We start from the raw sequence: 16512 nt of genomic DNA, 5'->3' as shown, positions 1-16512 counted from the left end.
ATTTCTCACCTCTAGTCATAACGTATCCTTGGATCCACAATACTGTAGAAAATATCAGCAAGTAAATTACCAATGAGAATGGTTACCCCTAGTAAAAGTGTAATGGCCATGATGACTGGGTAGTCCCGATTGGTAATGGAATTAATAAATAACGTGCCTAGTCCTGGATAACTAAAGACCTGTTCCGTAATAATAGCACCACTTAATAATGCCCCAAACTCAAAGCCCATCAAGGTAATAATCGGAATGATGGCGTTTCGTAATGTGTGCTTGTACAATACATTACGTTCACTCATTCCTTTTGCTTTTGCAGTCCTTATATAGTCACTTCCAAGAACATCTAATACCTCAGAACGCATATATCGCATATAGGAGGCTGTTCCTGCAAGCCCTAGTGTTATTCCGGGTAATACCATATGATGTATCCGGTCGAGAAACTCCTGAAAGCCAGTGATATCAGTTCCCGTAATAGTACCTTGTGAAGGGAACCATCCTAACTTAATCGCAAAGAAATAAATAGCAACGAGCCCAAAGAAGAAGTTCGGGACTGCCAGTCCAAAGAAACCAAAGGTAGTTGCTCCATAATCAAACATCGAATACGGATTTCGGGCAGAGTAAATTCCAATTGGAATAGCGACTATTAATGTAATGGCAAGAGAAAATAACCCTAAATATAACGTGTTAGGTAGTCGTTCCCAGACAAGGCTTGCTACTGACCTACCTTTATAATACATGGATTCGCCAAAGTCTCCTTTTACAATTCTAGTTGCCCAATTCACATATTGAACCGGAATAGGATCATTCAATCCGAGCGCTTCCCGTTGCTGTTCATATACCTCTGGATCAATATTGGGGTCTAACATCCTGCCGGTAAACGGGTCACCTGGCGCAGCCTTAGCTAAGCCGAATACAATCATCGAAAGAACGATTAACATCGGTATAAAAACTAATATTCTTCTAATAATATATTTGTACAAATTAACCCCCCCTTATGAAGGAGGAGGATGTCTCAAGGAGGGATTGGTCCCTATGAGACATCCTCTGAATTTATTGGTTGTTCCGTAAACTACCTGTATCCTTCTTACTCGGCGTCAGATACCCACCATAGATGTGGATCGTTATACATCGTAAATGGAAGTGGCTGTACTCCTTGTAAACGATCATTATATGCCCACAGACTGTTCTGAGCATATAGAATTACAGCTGGTAGGTCTTCTGAGAATAATTTCTGCCATTCTTTGTAGACCTCTTTACGATAATCTTGCTCGAATGCTTCTGGTGCTTTCAAAGCTTGTTGCATTAAAGCCTCAGAATCCGGATTGTTCCAGCGTGAGAAGTTATAGGCTGCAGCTGTTGCCCAAAGACCTGTTGGGTCAGGGTCAGCACTTCCTAAACTCCAACCAATAAGATAAAGATCCCAATCACTATTGTCATTTGTTAAGTCCTCTACATAGGCAGACATCTCTTTCGGTTGACGAAGGTTTACATTAATTCCGACCTCTTCTAACATTTGTTCAATAAGTGGTGCTGATTTTTCACGTAATTCGTTTCCAGTTGGGTAATCAAAGTTTAATATCCATTCTTCACCATCCGGATTTTCACGGAAGCCATCACCATCAGCGTCGACATATCCTAGCTCATCTAACATGGATTTAGCTGTATCTGGATCATAGGTGTAGTTTGTTGTCTCACTCTCATCATATGCCCAGAATTGCTTCGCGATAGGAGAATTCAGAACAGCACCACGGCCATATAATAATCCCTCAATCAATCCTTCACGATTGATTGCATAGGCAATCGCTTGACGTACTTTCGGATCAGCTAACTTTTCATTAGGTACCCAGTTATCTGGATTGATTGCGCCACTTTCCACATCATCTGCAGTACGATGGTTATGCTTGAATCCCATAATTTGATATCCGAAGTCTGGTTGTTCAATAATCTCAATATTACCTAATGCAGAAATCATGTCATAGTCGGCTGGTTGGATTCCATTTGGATCTGCAATGAAATCCACCTCACCAGATTCAAGTAGTCCTGACATGACAGATTGGGCAACAACCTTCCAGACAATTTTGTCCAGATATGCAGCGCCTTGCCAGTAATCATCATGACGTTCTAACACATATTGTTCTCGTTCTACCATTTCAGTGAACTTAAATGGTCCCGTACCGATTACTTTTCCAGGCTGTCTTGATTCCTCGGCCTCAGGCATTTCTGCTACAGGAATATCGGCAAAAATATGCTCCGGAATAATGGTGAAGCTAGCATAATAGAGTGGGTTAATATTTGGCTCTGCAAATTTGAATTTAACCGTGTAGTCATCAACTGCTTCTACACCTTGGAATTCGTCCGTTTCACCATTTACGTATTCCTCATAACCTAATAGCGGTTGAACATATGCGGTACGAATACCACCTGCTTCAACATAATCTGGATGGGCAATCGATTTATACGTGAATACTACATCATCTGCAGTAAAATCTTCACCATCGTGCCATTTAACGCCTTCTTCCAAATACATCGTCAGTTCTGTTTGATCCTCATTTGTTTCCCATTCTTTTGCTAAACCAGGAATGAATTCTAGGCTTTCATTCTGTCCGACTAGACTTTCATGTGTGAAGGATAAGATATTCGCTTCATAAGCTTCTTCGTAGAATATCGGGTTAAACATCCCAGCTGGTGCTGAATACATAGCACCCGTTAGTGTTCCGCCTGACTTTGGTTCCTCATCAGCGTTCTCATCTTCTTTCTTTCCGTCATTGCCTTTGTTTTCTTCTTCTACTCCTGGCTCATCCTCTGATTCTTTGTCATCTCCACAGGCCGCTAGTACGAGACCTAGCACAACTAACAAGGCAATTGCTAACAAACCATACTTGTTTTTGAACAAATTATTTTCCCCCTTTTTATTCGTAAAACAGGTAATGCCCTACAACAACCTAACTGTTGGATAATCACCTCCAAATGATGTAGATTTAAGTATATAAATGACAAGCTACATAATGCTCATCATCTCCAACCATCGTTAGTTCTGGTCTGTCTACTGAACAACGTTCATGGGCCATAGGACATCTAGTGCGGAAAGGACAACCAGATGGAGGACTGACCGGGCTAGGAAGATCCCCAGTAATACGTACTTTTTCTCTCTTCGTACCTGTTTCCTCCGTTTCAATAACGGGGATAGAGGCCAATAATCCCTGTGTATATGGGTGTAAAGCATTATCATATAAAGCTTTCTTTGGTGCTATCTCCACAATGCGTCCAAGGTACATAACGGCTATACGATCACTTATATGCTTTACAACACTTAAATCATGGGCAATAAATAAATAGGTTAAGGAAAGATCATCCTGAAGATCCTTCATTAAATTGAGCACTTGTGCTTGAATGGATACATCAAGAGCAGATACTGGCTCATCACAAATGACAAACTGTGGATGTATAATCAATGCACGTGCAATACTAATCCGCTGCCGTTGCCCCCCTGAGAATTCATGTGGATACTTCATTCTGTCATCTGCTCTTAGGCCAACCTTTTCCATGATTTCAATTGCCTTATGTTTACGTTCCTGCTTGGACAGTGAAGTTTGAACAACTAATGGTTCCTCAATTAGCTCCGCCACACTCATTTTTGAATTAAGTGAACCAAATGGATCCTGGAAAACCATTTGCATATCTCGCCTATAGGGTCTGACTTCTCTCTGTTTGAGCTTGGAAATTTCGTTGCCATTAAAATAGATTTCTCCTTCCGTAGGATCCATCAGCTTAAGAATTACTCTTCCTAATGTTGATTTGCCAGAACCAGATTCACCAACAATTCCTAATGTCTCTCCTTTATAGACGGAAAAAGAAACGTCATCTACAGCTTTTAAATGACCGATGGTTCGCCTGAAAATCCCTCCTTTGATTGGAAAGTATTTTTTTATATGATGAACGTCTAGGAGTGCTTCTTTGGTTGCGGCTTGAGGTAACGTTGTTGTCATTCTATTTCCTCCTTTTCATGAAGATAGCAGCGGACAGTGTGACTGGTATTCACTTGGTATAATTCTGGGTTTGCTTCTTTACATTTTTCCATGGCTAATGGGCATCGATCATAGAAGCGACATCCATTTGGAAGGGCATATGCTGGAGGAACAGTTCCCTTGATAGTCCCTAGACGGTCAACATCTTCCTTAAGATTTGGTAAGCTTTCCAATAGTCCTTTTGTATATGGATGCTTTGTAGTACGGAGTAATTGTTTGGTTGGGGCTTCTTCTACGACTTGGCCGCCGTACATGACGACGACACGATCAGCATATTCGGAGACGATTCCTAGATCATGTGTTATTAGGAGCAAGGCCATATGATATCTTTCTTTCATTTCCACCATTAGGTCTAGAATTTGGGCTTGGATCGTAACATCCAGTGCGGTAGTAGGTTCATCAGCAATTAAAAGCTTTGGATTACAAGAAATGGCCATTGCTATCATGACGCGCTGACGCATCCCCCCTGATAATTGGTGGGGATAATCGTTTACTACGTCTTCTGCCCTAGATATGCCAACGATTTTTAATAGATTAATAGCTTCAATTTGTGCTTGCTTTTTATCTAACTTTCGATGTTTGCGAATCATCTCTGTAATTTGATTACCAACCGTATAAACAGGGTTTAATGCAGTCATTGGCTCCTGGAAAACCATTGCAATTTCATTACCTCTTAGCTTTGTCATCTGTTTGGATGATAGGCTAGATATAACTTTTTCTTCTAAGTGGATACTGCCCTCTACAATTTTTCCTGGTTTTTCAATCAATTTCATGATGGATAGGGCAGTAATGCTTTTTCCGCTACCTGATTCACCTACTATTGCGACCGTTTCGCCAGGTGACACGGTGAAGGAAACACCATCAACAGCTTTAGCTATTCTATTTTGCTCTAAGTAAAAGTATGTCTTTAGGTCATGAACAGATAGAAGCGGTACTTGATTCATTGGAGCCACTCCTTTTCATTAGCATTTGGCTAAGTTATCATTTCGTAACATAGTATGATAGGTCGTTTTATATTATTACTATTTTTGGATAAAGTGGCATGTGTTTCATAATTACTATGAGAATAGGCTTGTAATGTAGAGTTTTAATTTATATATGATACACTGAAGAAAACAGGAAAATCTGAGGTGAGGGATATGGATCTTCGTAAATATGTTCAAATTGACGCAACTGAAATGGCAAATTTAGTTCGTAAGAAAGAAGTTACTCCTAAGGAACTAGTCGCCTTGAGCTTAGAGCAACTAGAACGGGTAAACCCTAAACTGAATGCCGTTATACATGATAGGAAAGAAAAGGCATTACAGGAAGCGGAGAATATGAAGGTTGATGATACTGGCTTTGCTGGAGTACCTTTTTTACTTAAAAACATCTCTCAGCGCTTAAAAGGTGAGCCGATAACATCTGGTTCTAGATTACTACGTGCTAACTTTGCTAATGAGAGCTCTAATCTTGTTGAGAAGCTACAAAAAACCGGATTTATTTTTCTAGGACATACCAATACACCAGAGTTTGGCTTGAAAAACATTTCAGAGCCTGTCCTATATGGTCCATCGAGAAATCCATGGAATCCTGATTATTCGCCAGGTGGTTCGAGTGGGGGGACAGCTGCTGCAATAGCTGCAGGAGTCGTTCCGATGGCTGGTGCAAGTGATGGTGGAGGATCTATTCGTATTCCAGCTTCCTTTAGTGGTCTATTTGGCTTAAAGCCAACTAGAGGAAGGACGCCAGTAGGACCTGGGGCAGGGCGACAGTGGCAAGGCGCGTCCATTGATTTTGCTTTGTCTAGAACAGTTCGTGACAGTGCCCAATTACTTGATATTTTGCAGGTAGTTCAGCCAGAGGCGGCATTTCAAACACCACTCTTCCCAGGCAAGTTTCATGAGGCTATGAAGAAGCCATTTGATAAACCATTAAAAATAGCTTTTACAACCGAATCACCTGTTGGAACACCGGTTTCCGAGGATGCTAAAAAAGCGGTTCGCCAGATAGTAATGTGGTTGGAAGCGGAAGGTCACCATGTAGAGGAAAAGAATAATGGTGTAGATGGAATTCAATTGATGCGAAACTATTACCTCATGAATAGTGGGGAAATGGCATCACTAGTGCATGAATTAGAAGAAGCTTTTGGACGGGAGCTAACAGCTGAGGATATGGAAATCGAAACATGGCTACTTAATGTCGCAGGTAAATCCGTAACAGCTGCTGAATTTTCCGCAAGCCTTGCTTCTTGGGATGTGGCAGCAGCACAGATGGCTGATTTACACCGTGAATATGATTTTTATATCACTCCAGCTACAGCTTTCACTGCTCCGAAAGTAGGAGAGCTTACCCATTCAGAAGCATCACAAGCTGATCTTCGAGAAAGAGTAGAGAAGCTAGATAAGAGTGGACAGCAGGAGCTAATCTATGAAATGTTTTTACCTAGCTTAACGTATACGCCATTTACACAGCTTGCTAATTTAACAGGGCAGCCTGCAATCTCACTACCAGTTTATATCTCTGAGGAAGGGCTACCTTTAGGTGTACAAGTGATGGCTTCCAAGGGAGAAGAACACCGCTTATTGCAACTTGCTTATCAGGTGGAACAAACATCCCTATGGATTGATATGATGAAGAATCCGTTTTTAGAAGAGGTATTAAAGAGCGGACAAGCACCGAGAACGTAATAAGAAGAATAAAGATGTAGCTAAATTTATTTCTAATAAGGGATACCATTAGGTATCCCTTATTAGTTTTTCGATTTGATTAAGTTTACTTATTAGGGCAGAAGTACCAGGGCTTATATTATGGTAAAATAACGTTAGAAAATTAAGAGGCGGGGTGGTAAGATGATGCAATATCGTAAGGCAGATATAAATGATATTCCTCAACTAATAGAGTTGAGAAAAAAGCAACTGATTGATGAGGGAATTGAACCTAGTGTTGATATTGATAAGGAGCTCCATGAATTTTTTACTAATAAACTTAGCGATGGTTCCTTCATACAATGGTTAGGAAGATAAAGGAAAAATTATCGCTTGTGGTGCAGTGATTTTTTATGATTTTCCTCCATCTTATACTAACAAAAATGGAAAAAGGTTATATCACCAATATGTTTACCGAAGAAAAATACCGTGGACAAGGTATTGCGACATACTTGTTGAAGAAATTAGTTGTTGAGGCGGGGAAGTCAGGGGTATCCAAATTATGGCTAGGAGCATCAGAAATGGGCAAACCGGTATATAAGAAGTTTGGTTTCAAAGAAACGGATGAATGGTTAGAATTGAATATTTAACCAATTATGAAAGCACCTTTTCTATTAAACTTACTTATAGTAAGTGTTGTAACCGATAAATTTATCCAAAAAACGTTTGTGATACTTGTTTAATGACGATAATGTACGGTAAGTACTCTTTCCTAACGGAATAATTTCTAGTATAGTTAAGAGGTACAGTAATCTATGCAGAGGGGCGTAAGGAGATGCAGGAGACAATCACATATAATGAAAAAATAGCAAAAGTAATCGAGAATATTAATAGAGTAATGATTGGAAAAGAAGAAGTTGCAACCTTGAGTTTAGTAGCTTTACTAGCGGAAGGCCATGTTTTACTAGAGGATGTTCCAGGAGTCGGTAAAACAATGCTCGTCCGTACACTCGCAAAATCACTAGATTGTGATTTTAAAAGAATCCAATTCACCCCAGATTTATTACCTTCTGATGTAACTGGTATTTCCATTTATAATCCGAAAGAAATGGAATTTGAGTTTCGTGGAGGGCCAATACTCGGAAATATCGTTTTAGCGGATGAAATCAACCGTACTTCACCGAAAACACAGTCAGCACTACTGGAAGGTATGGAAGAAAAGAGTGTGACAGTTGACGGAAGAACCCTATCATTGGCGAAACCATTTTTTGTAATGGCAACTCAGAATCCAATCGAGTACGAAGGAACCTATCCACTACCTGAAGCTCAACTAGACCGTTTTCTTTTAAAGCTTACCATGGGTTATCCATCACTTGAAGACGAATTGGAAATGCTTGAAAGAACATCTAAAGAACACCCCATAGAATCAATCTCACCTGTTATGACCAAAGAAGAATTAGTATCTATTCAAGAAGAAGTTCGAAATGTATATATCGAAAAAAATGTTCAGCAATATATTATCAATCTAGTACGTGAGACAAGAAATCATGAATCTATATTTTTAGGTGTTAGTCCGCGTGGATCCATCGCATTGATGAAAGCTGCTAAAGCATATGCATTTATTAAAGGACGCGACTTTGTATTACCGGATGATGTGAAGTATTTAGCATCATTTGTCTTAACACACAGGTTAATTCTTACCTCTGAAGCAAAGTATGACGGCAAAACAGCAAGACAGATAGTGGAGCAAATAGTCAAACAAACATTTGTACCAATTCGAAGGGAATTTTAAGTAATGACGGGAACGTTCCGTTTTGTACGTAGTGTTATTCTCATCTTTATTATTTTTGCCGTGCTTTATGCTTATGCAATGTTTCAAGGAGGATTTACCAGTTGGTTCTTGTTTTATAGTTTTCTACCAATCTTCCTCTATTTAATCGGCTTATCGTTCTATCCAATTTCAAAATGGAAGATTGAACGAAAAATGTCCAAGCATGTGGTAGCAACGGGGGAAGGGGTTAGTGTTTCCATTCGAGTAGATCGGAAGCTCCCTTTTCCAATTTACTACTGTATTTTGGAGGAGTTAATTCCGGAGACGTTAAATCGTATAGACACTCGACATGCGAAATACCAGTATTTAGAGCAACCAAATAAATTATATCAAGCTCGAAGTGTGAAGAAGATTGTGTTTCCATGGTTTAAACGCCACTTTGAAGTTACCTATGATCTTGAACAGTTGCCTAGAGGGAATCATACTCTACCTGCTATTCGGGTGAAGACGGGTGATATCTTTGGGCTTGTCAAAAAAGTGCACATTTATCAAGTGAGAAATGAAGTAGTTGTTTATCCAGTAGAACGTCGTGTACACATGGTGGAGAAGATGAATAGCTATGAGCAGGGTTCCATATCTTCATTCGCAATGAATTTGAAGAATACTAATGTTGCTACTGGAGTACGTGAATATATGCCAGGGGATAGATTTTCTTGGATAGATTGGAAACAAACTGCGAAAATCAATCATGTCATGACGAAAGAGTTTGAGCAAGAAAAGAGCACGGACACATTAATTATTCTGGATAATTGCTACTATGAGGGAATGAACCTATTAGCATATGAAGCGTCTATTGAAATGAGTATATCGCTAATGGATAATATTCGTAAGCAAGCTTCACAAGTTGGTTTTCTCTCTATTGGTGAAAGTACCGTTTCATTTCCAGTGAAACATGACCCGGCTAAGATGGAATGGATTCGTAAGCATCTAACGGATGTATATCCAAGTACGAAGTATCAGTTTCCACGCAAGCTAAAAGATGAAATGCTGAAAATGACCAATAGCTTTTATCTTGTAATCGTCACAACACATCTTAGTGAGGAGCTTAGAGAAACACTCCAACATGTTCGGGTACGAGGTAAAAAACTTCTAATTATATTTATTCAAGCAGAAAGTCGTATTTCACCAATGGAGCATAGTGTCATGCTGGAGCTCCGTAATGCAGGAATACCAGTGTGCTTATTAACCGAAAAAGAGCTAGTAACAGACCGTATAGAGGTGAATGCTATATGAATAATGTAAATCAACAAAAAATACCATTTATCTTTACTTCTATTCTATATATTTCTGGTCTGGTGCTATTTTTAGAATGGCTCTATCCTGTTAAGCAAATAACGGACACAGAATACATTGGCATCTTTGTTATTTATGCTATATTCTGTTTCTTTATTAGTATCCTACAAGTGAAATGGTGGCTATCCTTTCTTTTGAAAGGGTTTGGTGTATATTTTATTTTGAATGGAGTCTTTTCAAGTTATAACTTTTGGAGTCCCATGTGGTTCCAAGAGTTGTATGCAAATTTTTTTTACAACGTAGAAGCGTTACTAGCGAGACAGTGGTTTGAGCTTACGAACATGTTTCGTACATTTTTATTCTTAATTATTATTTGGCTAATGAGCTATTTAATTTTTTATTGGTTTGTGCAAGTGAAACGAATCATGATTTTTAGCGTACTAACGTTTATCTATATCACATTGTTAGATACGTTTACAGTTTACAATGCAGAATGGGCTATATTTCGGACGTTTGTCATTGCGTTTATTGCATTAGGTATTGCAAATGTATTAAAAGAAGTACAAAGCGAAAACATCCCGGCATACCGATTAAAAACGAGACCGCTTTGGATGATTCCTCTAATCTTCATTGTATTGTTTTCATCAATAGTTGGGTATGCTGCTCCTAAGCTAGAGCCACAATGGCCAGATCCAGTTCCATTTATTGAAAGTGCAATAAATGGAACTGGCATCGGTGGAGGTGGGACCATTCAAAAGGTTGGTTATGGGGATAATGATTCTAGATTAGGTGGTTCTTTCGTTCAAGACTATACACCTGTTTTTACTGCCTTTATGAAAGAAGAAAATTACTTTCGAGTTGAATCGAAAGACTATTATACCGGTAAGGGCTGGGTCAATTCTGAACAGGGTGAGTATGTAGAGCAGGTTGGTCGTGATATTACCTTCAGGACTTTCTCATCGACGATTGAGACAGAGCCTTTACATGTATCGCTAGATTTTGAAAAAACAGCTAATATACCGAAGCTTATTTATCCATATGGAGCTGATCATGTCGAGACTCCAAAAACTGGTGCAGCTTTCTGGTTAGACGAGCAAACAGGTGAAATAGCAACCAAAGTAGACAATAAAGATACCAGTCTAGAAACATATGAAATTTCCTATAATCGCCCGTCCTATCCACTTGATGACATGCGTGAAAGTGGCGTGACTTCAGATGAGGAGTTGTTGGATAGGTATACAAAACTGCCTAACTCCCTACCTAGCAGGGTAGCAGAGCTAGCGCAAGAGATTACAGTGAATCATCAAACACAATATGAGAAAGTTCGAGCAATTGAACGTTATTTTAGTGGGAATGGTTTTACCTATCAGATAGATGATGTAGCGGTACCATCTGATGAACAGGATTATGTGGATCAATTTTTATTTGAAACTAAAATTGGCTATTGTGATAATTTCTCCACATCGATGGTTGTCATGCTTCGTACATTGGATATCCCTGCTAGATGGGTAAAGGGCTTTACTAGTGGTGAAAAAATTGAAGATAATGTAGATGGCGAAGGAAATGACTTCTATCAAGTAACCAATGCCAATGCGCATTCATGGGTAGAAGTATATTTTGAAGGAATTGGCTGGGTTCCGTTTGAGCCTACGCAAGGATTTGATGCACCGAACGATTATGCGGTTGATACGGATAATCAAGATGATGTATTAGATGCACCTGAAGCAACTCCTGAAGCGCCAGAACAAGAACCACAAGTTCCGGAACAAGAAGCAAAAGATGTTTTTAGCCCAAGTAAGGAAGAAGAAAGTAAATTTGATTTTACATGGGTTCACGGAACGATAATTGTAGGTGTACTACTGATATTATTGGCCATTCTTTACTGGAAGAGAAATCGTCTCCGTACACATTTCATCGAAAGAAGAATGATGAATAAAAAGGATGCGGAAGCCTACCAGGATGCATACCACTTCATTCTTAAGCTTTTGAACCAAAAAGGCTTTCAAAAAGATCCAGACCAAACATTAAGAGAGTATGCTGTTCGAATAGATAACTGGTTTGGTACGGATGAAATGGGAAGATTAACAGCAAATTACGAACAACTAATCTACCAACAGAACGTTAACAATCCGATTAACGAAGAAGTTTCAAACTTATGGAAAAATTTAATTAAACGTATATTGGGTTGACGTAGGTTTCTATACACTAGTAAAATAGGTTTAACTTTTTTATACAATAGGAAAGATTAATACCTTTCCTAATAACGCCTATCATATATCCTCGATAATATGGTTCGAAAGTCTCTACCGGGGCACCGTAAATGCTCTGACTATGAAGGCGGAATATCTAGATGTTTAAACCTAGAATTCTGCCTTTTTCTATTTATCAGTGCTTTTTGGCATGGAATAGATGAAGAGGAATTCTAGGTTTTTTCTATACTCGCTAGTTATATAGTGAAAAGACAACATAATTTTATTAAGGGAGAATGAGCCAATATGAATAACGAAATGATTCTAGTATTAGATTTTGGAAGTCAATACAATCAGTTAATCACGAGAAGAATCCGAGAATTTGGTGTGTATAGTGAGCTTCATTCACATAAAATTTCTGTAGACGAGATTAAAAGACTTAATCCTACAGGTATTATTCTTTCTGGTGGACCACATAGTGTCTATGATGAGAATAGTTTCCGCCCAGACCAAGGTATTTTTGACTTAGGAATACCTGTATTAGGAATATGTTATGGAATGCAATTAATGGCGTTACATTACGGTGGTAAGGTTGACAAATCTACGAATCGAGAATATGGCAAAGCAACTATCGCTTTACAAAATAATTCGGTTGTATTTAACGATACGCCGGAAGAGCAAACGGTTTGGATGAGTCATGGAGATAAGGTGGTGGAAGCTCCACAGAGCTTCACTGTTGATGCAACAAATCCTTCTACTCCAATTGCAGCTTTCAGTATGAAAGAAAAGAATATGTATGGGGTTCAGTTCCACCCGGAAGTTAGACATTCTGAATACGGCAACCAATTGCTTAAGAACTTTGTGTTTGATGTGTGTGGTGCCAAAGGTGATTGGACGATAGAGAATTTTATTGAGCAAGAAATTGCAGCTATTAGAAACAAAGTTGGGGAAAGAAAAGTGCTTTGTGCATTAAGTGGAGGTGTTGATTCCTCTGTTGTGGCAGCTTTGATTCACAAAGCAATCGGAGATCAATTAACTTGTATTTTTGTAGATCATGGTTTACTTCGTAAAAATGAAGCGGATGACGTGATGAAGGTATTCGCAAATGATTTTGACATGAATGTTATTAAAGTCGATGCCTCTGAAAGGTTCTTAATGAAACTTAAGGGTGTTGATGATCCGGAGAAGAAGCGTAAAATTATTGGGAATGAATTTATTTATGTTTTTGACGATGAAGCTTCTAAATTGAAGGATGTTGATTTCCTTGCTCAAGGTACACTTTACACCGATATTATCGAAAGTGGAACTGACACAGCACAAACGATAAAATCCCATCATAATGTTGGTGGACTACCAGAAGATATGCAATTTGAATTGATTGAGCCGTTGAATACTTTATTTAAAGATGAAGTTCGTGAGCTTGGTACCCAATTAGGCTTGCCAGACAGAATCGTTTGGCGCCAACCATTTCCAGGTCCAGGGCTTGCAATTCGTGTTCTGGGAGAAGTAACAGAAGAGAAGCTTGAGATTGTTCGCGAATCGGATGCAATTTTACGAGAAGAAATTGCAAAGGCCGGTCTAGAACGTGATATTTGGCAATACTTCACGGTTCTTCCGAATATCCGTAGTGTTGGGGTGATGGGTGATGCCAGGACATATGATTATACAATTGGTATTCGTGCTGTGACTTCGATTGATGGTATGACCTCGGATTGGGCGCGTATTCCATTTGATGTATTAGAAAAGGTATCTACTCGTATCGTGAATGAAGTGGCACATATTAACCGTGTTGTGTATGACATTACAAGTAAGCCACCTGCAACAATCGAATGGGAGTAGTAGAAGGAGAGCTGAAACCCCTTTGTTTATAAGGGTTTCGGCTCTTTACTCTATTTTCATTGCATTGTTATTGCATTATTTGTTTCTAAGTCCTTACGCAAATATTGAACTGTGAATTGATTTTTGGGAGAAGTATCTTTATTTTCAGTTGCAGTTTGATAAGACAATATACCTTTTAGTTTATGAGCGACCTCAAAATTACTGTTTGGATACAAATGTCCATAGGTGCCGAGTGTCGTTTCAATATCTTCATGTCCTAGGCGATCTTTAATAATTAATGGGTTTTCTCCCATACTAATAAGCAGAGAAGCGTGAGAATGTCTTAAAGCATGTAATCTTATTCGATGAACCCCAGCCTTTTTTGAATAACGTGTAATGGCATTTGCTAACGTATGCTTTTGTGTAGGGATACCATTATAGCTCATCACAAAATTGGTTTGGACGATAGATTGCTGCTTTTCCTTCCATTCGTGGAGTAACATTAATGTATCTTCATCTAATGCAATATGACGAACACTAGCTTTTGTTTTTGGTTCTACAAAAGAATAGTTATCTAAATTTTTATAGTAAAGTGTTTTATCGATTGATAACAAACCTTTGTCAAAGTCAATATCTTCCCATTGAATCGCAGTGGCTTCTCCAATTCGCATGCCTGTCATAAACAAAAACCACAATGAAATAAATAAAAAATGTTGATAGTAGTCTTCCTTATAAAAAAGGGAGATGACTTTTTCAAATTCTTCTTTTGTCCAAAAATCTATTTTTGTCTTTGTCTTTTTTACATTTCCAACAATTTTCGATGGATTACTTTCGGTTAAACCTAAAACAACAGCTCGATCCATTGCCATGGAAAACAACCCTTGAACATTTCTAATATAAGAAGAACGATACTTCTTTTTAGATAATGCTAATTGCCATTTTTGAACATGAATTGGGGTAATTTCTGATGTGATTAAGTTATCAAAAAAAGTGAAATGTTTTCTTACAGTCGGTAATCGATTATCGTACGTTCTTCCTTTTACTTGTGTTTTATACCAAGGTAAGAAAATATCTTCAATAAACTGTCGAAATAAAATGTCCTCTTGTTTTTCTTCTAATGCGTCTGACTTTGTTAGTAGTAATCTTGAATATTCTTCCCTTGCTTCTTTTTTAGTCTTAAAACCGCTACGGTACTTCTGGATTTGCTTACCAGTGATGGGATGATAGCCTAAATTTGCCCTAAAATAATAAGTTCCGTTCTTTGCCTTTTTGATGATATCTTTAGTCATGATTTCACTCCTTACGCAATTAGTGCAAGAAGTACAAATCACACGTCTAAAGTTATCCCTAATACTTCCTCTACAGCTTCTTTAGGAACACGATCCAACTTTTTAGATTGATAATACGTGTGGCCCTTTGAAATCATTAGTTTTTTGCATTCTCTAATGATATCAGCTGAATAAGAAGGACCATAACCTAGTGCTATCAAGTCTTTTTTAGTGACTGTGACCATATAAACTCCTTTCCATAGACTAGGATATGCTATTTGATATCTGTCTATTATTATATCGCGTCTATACAACTAATTCTAATACGTTGCGTGAATTTGGCTCTTGCACTAAAATAAAAGGTTTTTTGTCATAACTGGAAGGTTAGTCTTAAATTAAAATATAAAAAATCAGACGGCTGTTGATACAGCTCCACGGGAATTTCACCCCTGCAAGTATTTCTTCCAGCCCTACTCATAGCTTGCGACGCTTTGAACGCTCGAACCATGACGGTAGGGGAGTATCATTATCCATACTGATGGGTTATCGCCAGCAATCCACCACGATTGCACTAGATTCGTAGATGACCGCTCGTTCCTTTTGGAAGTCATGGCGCATGAATCAGGTGGCTCGTCATCAGTAGAACGTATCTGATTTTTTGTTTATACTGCACGGCGTTATCTTCCGTGCTTTCTTTGTCAAAGAACACAATATATGGTTAACGAAAGGGAAAACCTACCATTATTGATTCAAATCTTGAAAGCTAAAACCGACTGCATAAGCTTCGCTCGTAAGCGTTCGCGTGTATCTTCATCGATGCCCCAATAAGTGTTTCCATGTTCATTACGGAGCTTACGCATGGACAGGCTTGTCATGTAGCTTCCATAATGCAAAACAACTACTTTCATTGCTTCTGGCTCACCCTTATTTGCAGCTAAAATAATTGGGTACGGCAATAAACCACGCTCATTGTTTTCAACATTAGAATTAATCATCCCATTCATCTGCATGTTCCTCCAAAAATCGTTTTAACCTTTTGAAAGAGCTTGTCCGCCTATACTGAACGGTACTGCGTGGAATATCGAGTAATTCAGCTATTTCTACATCCGACTTATCAAAAAAGTAGTATAGTAGGACGGCCTTACGCTTTTCTTTTGGCAAAGTATGCAACGCCTCAGCAAGTAATTTCGGAGTTATTTTCTTTCCAGCCACTTGAAAACTTTGTCCTTCTTCTCCTTCATATTGCTTATCTAAGGTAAAAGTTGATTTTCTTCTTGTGGGGTGAGGTCAGAAAACGTCAGCTCCTTTGCCTGTTGTTGTCGCCTTTCGTTGTAAATATTGATTGCTTCATTCTTCAATACTCGTTTACAAAAGGCATTAAATGCACAGCGAACTTGCCACTCGGTACGATCTGGTTCGATCATGCATTTCCTCTCCCTTCGCAACTGCAAAGGTGGGTGATGATTTCCCCTTTCATAACCTTCAACAAGTTTTTTTATGAAATGCCAAAAATAAGAGCAATAT

General features: G+C 38.7%; 14 protein-coding genes, 1 pseudogene and 1 riboswitch. Of the genes and pseudogenes, 6 read left to right on the top strand and 9 right to left on the bottom strand.

Going from position 1 to position 16512, the window contains the following annotated elements:
• Nucleotides 1-11: 11 nt before the first annotated feature.
• The 4 genes from G5W_RS0113850 to G5W_RS0113835 all read right to left on the bottom strand — a co-directional run bounded on the left by G5W_RS0113850 (nucleotide 12) and on the right by G5W_RS0113835 (nucleotide 4966).
• Complete coding sequence (locus G5W_RS0113850; RefSeq protein ID WP_010097555.1) at nucleotides 12-977, bottom strand: ABC transporter permease; 966 nt, start codon at nucleotides 975-977, stop codon at nucleotides 12-14.
• A gap of 104 nt (nucleotides 978-1081) precedes the next feature.
• Nucleotides 1082-2890 (bottom strand): peptide-binding protein, encoded by a 1809-nt coding sequence (locus G5W_RS0113845; protein WP_010097554.1) that lies wholly within the window; start codon nucleotides 2888-2890, stop codon nucleotides 1082-1084.
• 85 nt (nucleotides 2891-2975) lie between these two features.
• Nucleotides 2976-3983, bottom strand: coding sequence for an ABC transporter ATP-binding protein (locus G5W_RS0113840; RefSeq protein WP_010097552.1), 1008 nt, complete (start codon nucleotides 3981-3983; stop codon nucleotides 2976-2978).
• Complete coding sequence (locus G5W_RS0113835) at nucleotides 3980-4966, bottom strand: ABC transporter ATP-binding protein (protein WP_010097551.1); 987 nt, start codon at nucleotides 4964-4966, stop codon at nucleotides 3980-3982. The genes G5W_RS0113840 and G5W_RS0113835 overlap by 4 nt, the downstream gene beginning before the upstream one ends.
• A 195-nt stretch (nucleotides 4967-5161) precedes the next feature.
• Between G5W_RS0113835 and G5W_RS0113830 the strand changes: the two genes are divergently transcribed.
• The 6 genes and pseudogenes from G5W_RS0113830 (at nucleotide 5162) to guaA (ending at nucleotide 13741) form a co-directional block, all read left to right on the top strand.
• Nucleotides 5162-6691, top strand: coding sequence for an amidase (locus G5W_RS0113830; RefSeq protein ID WP_010097550.1), 1530 nt, complete (start codon nucleotides 5162-5164; stop codon nucleotides 6689-6691).
• Between the two features lie 165 nt (nucleotides 6692-6856).
• A pseudogene (locus G5W_RS22325) lies at nucleotides 6857-7299 on the top strand (GNAT family N-acetyltransferase).
• A 185-nt stretch (nucleotides 7300-7484) separates the two neighbouring features.
• Nucleotides 7485-8441, top strand: a complete 957-nt coding sequence (locus G5W_RS0113820) for an AAA family ATPase (RefSeq protein WP_010097549.1) — start codon at nucleotides 7485-7487, stop codon at nucleotides 8439-8441.
• A gap of 3 nt (nucleotides 8442-8444) precedes the next feature.
• Nucleotides 8445-9713 carry a DUF58 domain-containing protein gene (locus G5W_RS0113815; protein ID WP_010097548.1) on the top strand — a complete coding sequence of 423 codons (1269 nt, stop codon included), beginning with the start codon at nucleotides 8445-8447 and terminating at the stop codon, nucleotides 9711-9713.
• Complete coding sequence (locus tag G5W_RS0113810; protein ID WP_010097547.1) at nucleotides 9710-11902, top strand: transglutaminase domain-containing protein; 2193 nt, start codon at nucleotides 9710-9712, stop codon at nucleotides 11900-11902. Before G5W_RS0113815 ends, G5W_RS0113810 begins: the two co-directional genes overlap by 4 nt.
• 61 nt (nucleotides 11903-11963) lie before the next feature.
• Nucleotides 11964-12065, top strand: a riboswitch (purine riboswitch).
• Between the two features lie 143 nt (nucleotides 12066-12208).
• Nucleotides 12209-13741 (top strand): glutamine-hydrolyzing GMP synthase, encoded by a 1533-nt coding sequence (guaA, locus tag G5W_RS0113805; protein ID WP_010097544.1) that lies wholly within the window; start codon nucleotides 12209-12211, stop codon nucleotides 13739-13741.
• A 56-nt stretch (nucleotides 13742-13797) separates the two neighbouring features.
• Here the strand turns inward: guaA and G5W_RS0113800 are convergent, their stop codons facing one another.
• The 5 genes from G5W_RS0113800 to G5W_RS24990 form a co-directional block, all read right to left on the bottom strand.
• Nucleotides 13798-15009 carry a site-specific integrase gene (locus G5W_RS0113800; protein ID WP_010097543.1) on the bottom strand — a complete coding sequence of 404 codons (1212 nt, stop codon included), beginning with the start codon at nucleotides 15007-15009 and terminating at the stop codon, nucleotides 13798-13800.
• Between the two features lie 38 nt (nucleotides 15010-15047).
• The gene (locus G5W_RS0113795) at nucleotides 15048-15233 is read right to left on the bottom strand and encodes a DUF3173 domain-containing protein (protein WP_010097541.1); all 186 of its coding nucleotides are present in this window, start codon (nucleotides 15231-15233) and stop codon (nucleotides 15048-15050) included.
• 504 nt (nucleotides 15234-15737) lie between these two features.
• Nucleotides 15738-15992 (bottom strand): helix-turn-helix domain-containing protein, encoded by a 255-nt coding sequence (locus G5W_RS0113790; protein WP_010097539.1) that lies wholly within the window; start codon nucleotides 15990-15992, stop codon nucleotides 15738-15740.
• Entirely contained in the window at nucleotides 15976-16200 is a 225-nt protein-coding gene (locus G5W_RS24995) for an RNA polymerase sigma factor (protein ID WP_474647515.1), read from the bottom strand. Before G5W_RS24995 ends, G5W_RS0113790 begins: the two co-directional genes overlap by 17 nt.
• Before the next feature lie 38 nt (nucleotides 16201-16238).
• Nucleotides 16239-16412: a hypothetical protein gene (locus G5W_RS24990; RefSeq protein WP_474647514.1), complete on the bottom strand. Its 174-nt coding sequence runs from the start codon at nucleotides 16410-16412 to the stop codon at nucleotides 16239-16241.
• Between the last annotated feature and the right edge of the window lie 100 nt (nucleotides 16413-16512).

It is taken from the genome of Ornithinibacillus scapharcae TW25 (assembly GCF_000190475.1).
GTDB lineage: Bacteria > Bacillota > Bacilli > Bacillales > Amphibacillaceae > Ornithinibacillus > Ornithinibacillus scapharcae.
This window is presented reverse-complemented; position numbering and strand designations above follow the sequence as displayed.

Excerpts from the sequence above, each read along its gene's own strand:
- G5W_RS0113840 (WP_010097552.1), bottom strand. The coding sequence starts at position 3,983 with ATGACAACAACGTTACCTCAAGCCGCAACCAAAGAAGCACTCCTAGAC.
- G5W_RS0113835 (WP_010097551.1), bottom strand. The coding sequence starts at position 4,966 with ATGAATCAAGTACCGCTTCTATCTGTTCATGACCTAAAGACATACTTT.
- G5W_RS0113830 (WP_010097550.1), top strand. The coding sequence starts at position 5,162 with ATGGATCTTCGTAAATATGTTCAAATTGACGCAACTGAAATGGCAAAT.
- G5W_RS0113820 (WP_010097549.1), top strand. The coding sequence starts at position 7,485 with ATGCAGGAGACAATCACATATAATGAAAAAATAGCAAAAGTAATCGAG.
- G5W_RS0113815 (WP_010097548.1), top strand. The coding sequence starts at position 8,445 with ATGACGGGAACGTTCCGTTTTGTACGTAGTGTTATTCTCATCTTTATT.
- G5W_RS0113810 (WP_010097547.1), top strand. The coding sequence starts at position 9,710 with ATGAATAATGTAAATCAACAAAAAATACCATTTATCTTTACTTCTATT.
- guaA (WP_010097544.1), top strand. The coding sequence starts at position 12,209 with ATGAATAACGAAATGATTCTAGTATTAGATTTTGGAAGTCAATACAAT.
- G5W_RS0113800 (WP_010097543.1), bottom strand. The coding sequence starts at position 15,009 with ATGACTAAAGATATCATCAAAAAGGCAAAGAACGGAACTTATTATTTT.
- G5W_RS0113795 (WP_010097541.1), bottom strand. The coding sequence starts at position 15,233 with ATGGTCACAGTCACTAAAAAAGACTTGATAGCACTAGGTTATGGTCCT.
- G5W_RS0113790 (WP_010097539.1), bottom strand. The coding sequence starts at position 15,992 with ATGAATGGGATGATTAATTCTAATGTTGAAAACAATGAGCGTGGTTTA.
- G5W_RS24990 (WP_474647514.1), bottom strand. The coding sequence starts at position 16,412 with ATGATCGAACCAGATCGTACCGAGTGGCAAGTTCGCTGTGCATTTAAT.